The sequence below is a fragment of the Candidatus Ruminimicrobium bovinum genome (genome assembly GCF_902760015.1).
In the GTDB taxonomy this organism is placed as follows: Bacteria; Elusimicrobiota; Endomicrobiia; order Endomicrobiales; family Endomicrobiaceae; genus Ruminimicrobium; species Ruminimicrobium bovinum.
Genome location: NZ_CACWEU010000167.1, coordinates 1 through 4,421, shown reverse-complemented (window position 1 = coordinate 4,421; position 4,421 = coordinate 1). Strand labels below are relative to the sequence as shown.

General features: G+C 27.2%; 4 protein-coding genes. 3 read left to right on the top strand and 1 reads right to left on the bottom strand.

The genetic code is table 11. The features are described 5' to 3' along the window. The coding region (rlmB, locus tag ACMUOV_RS05540; RefSeq protein ID WP_413854111.1) for a 23S rRNA (guanosine(2251)-2'-O)-methyltransferase RlmB at nt 1-532 on the top strand (532 nt) is incomplete at its 5' end. 20 nt (nt 533-552) lie between these two features. Next, a complete protein-coding gene (locus ACMUOV_RS05535; protein WP_413854110.1) occupies nt 553-1,338 on the top strand; it encodes a prohibitin family protein in 786 nt (261 codons plus the stop codon). A 668-nt stretch (nt 1,339-2,006) separates the two neighbouring features. Here the strand turns inward: ACMUOV_RS05535 and ACMUOV_RS05530 are convergent. Beyond that, nucleotides 2,007-3,308: a UDP-glucose dehydrogenase family protein gene (locus ACMUOV_RS05530; RefSeq protein ID WP_413854109.1), complete on the bottom strand. Its 1,302-nt coding sequence runs from the start codon at nt 3,306-3,308 to the stop codon at nt 2,007-2,009. A gap of 523 nt (nt 3,309-3,831) precedes the next feature. Here ACMUOV_RS05530 and ACMUOV_RS05525 point away from each other — a divergent pair. Further along, on the top strand, nt 3,832-4,421 hold a 590-nt coding region (locus ACMUOV_RS05525), incomplete at its 3' end, for a patatin-like phospholipase family protein (RefSeq protein ID WP_413854108.1).

Here is a 4,421-nt window from a genome sequence, read left to right as displayed (position 1 = left end):
AGGTGTGGTTGCCGAAATTTCCGCAATAGAATATGTGGAACTTGACGAACTTATAAGAAATGTAAAAGATAAAAAAAACGGATTGTTATTACTTCTTGACGGTATAGAAGATCCTCATAATTTAGGTGCAATTATAAGAAGTGCCGTATGTTTCGGTGCCGACGGAATTATTATACCTAAATGGAGAAGTGCAACAGTAAATGAAACGGTAGAAAGAACATCGGCAGGTGCGGTAGAACATATTAAAATAGCAAAAGTAACAAATTCGTCACAAGCAATATTAAAATTGAAAGATAGCGGTTTTTGGATTATAGGTGCGGAAAACGGAAACAACTCAATAAATGAAACAGAAATTCCTTTTCCGTCGGTATTGGTTTTAGGCAGTGAAGGTTTCGGGATACATCAGAAAATTAAAGAAAAATGTGATATAATTATTACAATACCGCAGGAAAATAAAATATCGTCGTTGAATGTTTCATGTGCCGGTGCGGTTATTTTATATGAAATATATAAACAAAAAATAACAAAGTAATTTTTTTAAGGGAGAACAATATGCAAAAGGATGCAAAATTATTTACATTAATAGTGGTTGTTGTTATTGCCGCATTTATAGGTTTATCAAGTTTTTTTGTGGTTGAGGTGGGTTTTGTCGGTGTGCGAATAAATATTTTATCGGGACAAACTAAAAGTTTTCCTCAAGGGACATATTTAAAATTACCGTTAATTCATCAGGTTGTAAATTATGATGTAAAGACACAAAAACAGGAAATTGAAGCGGATTCCGCATCAAAAGATTTGCAGACCGTTAGGGCAAAAATAGTTGTAAATTTTAGACCTATTTATGATAAAGTAAATGATATTCATATTAAAATCGGTAAAGATTATTTTGTAAAAGTAATATATCCCGCAATACAGGAAGTTTCAAAAACCGCTATTTCAAAACTTCCGGTTGAAAATATTATAGTAGAGAGAGAAAATTTAAGGGCATCCATAGAAGAAAATTTAAGAAAAAAAATTGAGGAATATAACATAATAATAGAAAATGTAAATATCGTTGATATACAATTTACGGCTGAATTTAACCGGGTTGTTGAAGAAAAACAAATAGAAGAACAAAAAGTTAAAAAAATTCAATATCAAAGAATGCAGGCCGAGGAAGAAAAGAAAAAAGTTATTTTACTTGCCGAAGCCGAAGCACAAAAACAAAAATTATTAAGAGATTCTTCAAACCAAACCGTTATAAATTTAAAATGGATTGAAAAATGGGACGGTCACTTACCGCAATATATGTTGGGTGATAAAACAAATTCAATGATAATGTTAAACGATAATAAATGATAATATATAAAAATAACCGAGTATATATTAAATATTTGAATATACTTGTCTGTTTTTTAACATAGACATACAGAAAATTAGAACAATGGAAATAATTGAAGTTATAAATTTAATTGCAATAAAATTTCCCTTGCCGCCTTTGCAATAAACGGTTGTTTATTAGGAGCTTTTTGGCCTATTGGAACAGAATTATATTATAGCGGGCAAACAGAAGAATTAAAAATTAAATTAAAAAGATACTTAATATTTGGTATATCATTAATATTAATAACAATAATTGTAAGTTTCTTGTTTAAAAATTTAATTTTTAAGTTCTTATTACCAAATATAGATTATAATTTATCATATAACTTTTTTTGTTGAGTGCATTATATTTCAGTATTTTAATTGTTTCAGATACATACACGGTATTTTTACAAAGTATAAATGTGTTAAAAATATTTTGGATATATATGCCAATACAATTTATAATCAGTATTACTTTACAATATTATTTTTCGCTAAAGTATGGAATAAACGGAATAATTTTAGGTTTGTTATTATCTTTTTTATTAACAAGTTTTTGGCTGTTACCATATAAATTTAACAAACTAATAAAAAATGAATATTTGTAATAATAAAATATTCTATAAAATTATATTAGTATATTTTGAGTTTAAATTAAAAAATTATCTCTTGCCTATTTGTATATAACAAAATCCCATTTTTTTAAGATGCTGTGCATTATATTGATTTCTTCCATCAAATATTATAGGGTATTTTAAAAGTTTTTTTATCTTTTTCATATCAGGTTTGCTAAATTCATTCCATTCTGTCAATAAAAGCATTGCATCTGCCATCTCTAATGCTTCATAAGAATTGTTGGAATATGTTATTTTATTTCCGAAATATAATTTAGCTGTATCTGTTGCTTTTGGATCATAAGCTTTTATTTTTGCACCCATATTTAGTAAAGTATTAATTATTGTGATAGATGGAGCTTCTCTCATACAATTTGTTTTTGGTTTAAATGCAAGTCCCCAAACTCCAAATGTTTTTCCTTTTAAATTTTTTCCGAATTTTTTAGTAATTTTATCTATAAAAAGTTGTCTTTGTTTTTTATTTATATCATCTGCAGCTTTAATTATTTTCATTTCACAACCGCTTTCAGATGCTATTTTAATAAGAGCTTTAACATCTTTCGGAAAACAGCTTCCTCCGTATCCTAAACCCGGAAATAAAAATTTGTTACCGATTCTTGAATCGGTTGATATTCCTATTCTAACCATTTCGGCATCGGCACCTACTTTTTCACATAAATTTGCAATTTCATTCATAAAAGATATTTTTGTTGCAAGGAAAGAATTTGCGGCATATTTTGTCATTTCTGCCGATTTTATATCCATAATAATTAAACGATTTATTGTTTTAAAAAAAGGTGTATAAATATCTTGCATTATTTTTATAGCTTTGTCTGAATTTGAACCTATTATAATTCTGTCGGGATATAAAAAATCTTCTACGGCATTACCTTGTTTTAAAAATTCAGGATTTGAAACAACATCAAAAGGATGTGCTGAGTTTTTTTTGATAATAGCAGTTACCTTTTCTGCAGTTCCTACCGGAACCGTTGATTTATCTACAATTACTTTATAACCGTTAGATGCTTTTGCTATTTGCTTTGCAACCTGAAATACGTATTGTAAATCGGCTGAACCATCTTCTCTCTGCGGTGTTCCGACTGCAATAAAACATACCTTTGATACTTTTACTGCATTATCTATATCCGAAGAAAAAACTAACCTTTTTTCTCTAAGATTAACTTTAACTAATTCATCAAGCCCCGGTTCATAAATAGGAATAATTCCTTTTTCTAATAGTTTAAGTTTTTCTATATTATTATCAATGCAGATAACGTCGTTTCCCATATCTGCCAAACATGCACTGGCAACTAAACCTACATATCCTGCCCCTATAACTGTTATTTTCACTGGTTCTCCTTTCTGATAATAATTTACATTGCTTTAGAAAGTACATTTATATCAATTATAAATATTATAATAAATTTTAAAATTTTATGTTTTTATAAAAATAATATCAAATAATTTATCATGCAAAGAATTGTACTTAACAATATAACGTATATTTAATATTTAGTTTTGTAGATACTGTTAATGAATTTTGCAGTACAAAATTATCAAATAAGAAAATAAATAAATATGATACTTTAAATAATAAAAAATTTTTTTTATAAATAACTCTTGGACTGATAATAGTTTTATAAAAAAATTTTATAGGTAAAAAAGAATAGTATCCGAAATAATTTTTAAATAAATTTCTGTTGCTTTTTGATTTTTTAAGTTCCGTACTATAATTAAATTATCTAAAATCTTAACTAATTATTTATTACTTACATTAATTTGTTTTCTGCAAATTTTTATTTAAAATTTGTTATAATTAAAAAGATATTTTTTTAATCTAAAACTATAAAATAAATTGTAAAATAAAATAAGAATGAAGAAAATTTTTTTAATACTTATTACGATATTATTTTTTTTCAATACAGTTTTTTGTTTTGAACAGGAAACTTTTATTGTTGACCATATTTATTATAAAGTAATAAATTTGCCTAAGGAAAAAAGACCAAAAGTTATCTTGGTTTTAGGCGGTGGCGGAGCAAGAGGTTTTGCACATGTAGGTGTGTTAAAAGCATTAAGAGAAGCCAATATTCCGATAGATATGGTTGTGGGAACGAGTATGGGTGCATTAGTAGGATCGTTGTATTGTTCGGGAGTTAAAATAGAAGATATAGAAAATATTGCCGAAGATATTAAATGGAATGATATAAGTAACTTAAATGTTACATCATTGATAACAATGCTTACTTCCGAAAAGTTATTATCGACAAAAAAGATGGAAGAATATATAGCGAGAATGATTGGTGATAAATATTTTTTTCAACTTGATATTCCTTTTGTATGTGTTGCAACCGATATAAAAACAGGTGAAAAAATTATTTTTAAAGAAGGTCCCGTTGCTCCTGCCGCACGTGCAAGTGCAACAATTCCCGGAATATTTGAACCTGTTTCTTACAGACAAAGGTT

Excerpts from the sequence above, each read along its gene's own strand:
- ACMUOV_RS05535 (WP_413854110.1), top strand. The coding sequence starts at position 553 with ATGCAAAAGGATGCAAAATTATTTACATTAATAGTGGTTGTTGTTATT.